Genomic DNA, 1,175 nt, shown 5'->3' with positions numbered 1-1,175 from the left:
TTGCCGCCCGTGCCTATTGCGAAAGCGAAGGCGCGCGGCTGCCGACGTGGCTCGAGTGGGAATCCGCCGCCGCGGCCGATGCCACCCGCGCAGACGCCCGCGACGACCCGCAATGGGCGCAACGCATTCTCGGCTGGTACGAACGGCCCGCGACGCGTGTGTTGCCACCCGTTGGCGGCCCCGCGGATGTCCATGGCGTGCGCGACCTGCATGGCCTGATCTGGGAATGGGTCGACGATTTCAACGCACTGTTCATTGCCGGAGACAGCCGCACCCAGGGCGACCCCGACAAGCAGAAGTTCTGCGGCGCTGGTGCCATCAGCATCGTCCGCCGCGACAGTTACGCCGTGCTGATGCGCGTGGCGTTGCTGTCATCACTTGAAGGCGCCGATGCCACGGGAAGCCTTGGCTTTCGCTGCGCCCGATCCATCAATGGAGAACGTCCATGACGCTTCTTAAGCAACTTTGCCGTGCCTTCGTGGCATGTGTGCTGGCGGGTGCCGCTGCAGGCGCGCTTGCCGCCGGGCCCGTGGCTTCGGGCTCGCTGTATCAATCCGAAGTGGCGCTGACCGACCAGAACGGCCGCGTCTTCCACCTGGCCGACCTGCGCGGCAGCCGGTGCTGGTGAGCATGTTCTATTCGTCGTGCCAAATGGTCTGCCCGATGATCTTCGAGACCATTCGCGCGACGCTGGCCAAGGGCGGCAAGCCCGCGCACGATGGTGTGCGTGTCCTGATGGTGACGGTCGATCCGGAGCGTGATTCCGTTGCGGCGCTCAAGAAGACCGCCGCCGCGCACAACGCAGACGAGCACTGGCAGGTCGCCCGTGCTGATGCGAGCGGCACGCGTGAGGTGGCGGCCTTGCTGGGCGTGCAATACCGCCGTCTGGCCGATGGCGATTTCAACCATTCGAGCACGATCCTGCTGCTGGACGCGGAAGGGCGCATCAATGCGCGCACCAACACGCTGGGCGCGGTCGATCCGAAACTGGTGGATGCCATGCGCAAGCTGGTGGCGGCGCAGCGTTGAGCGGCTAGGCGGCTAGGCGGCTGGCGCAGCGGCTCCCCGTTGGGGAAGCGGCAGGTGGAGAGGTACGATGCACCATCCCGTCCCTCCGGTTCACCTTCGCACCCGCCATGTCCCTCCGCGCCTTGAGAACGCTCGTCGCCATCGCC

1 protein-coding gene and 1 pseudogene are annotated in these 1,175 nt (G+C 66.6%); both read left to right on the top strand.

The window, feature by feature from the left end; all coding sequences use genetic code 11:
* The coding region (locus FUT88_RS25820) for an SUMF1/EgtB/PvdO family nonheme iron enzyme (RefSeq protein ID WP_147219370.1) at window positions 1–449 on the top strand (449 nt) is incomplete at its 5' end.
* Window positions 446–1,029, top strand: a pseudogene (locus tag FUT88_RS25815) (SCO family protein). The gene FUT88_RS25820 and the pseudogene FUT88_RS25815, both read left to right, overlap by 4 nt.
* Window positions 1,030–1,175: the final 146 nt, after the last annotated feature.

The sequence above is a fragment of the Ralstonia sp. TCR112 genome (assembly GCF_007997035.1).
Taxonomy (GTDB): Bacteria; Pseudomonadota; Gammaproteobacteria; order Burkholderiales; family Burkholderiaceae; genus Ralstonia; species Ralstonia edaphi.
The sequence above is the reverse complement of the archived record's forward strand: the minus strand, read 5'-3'. Positions and strand labels throughout refer to the sequence as shown.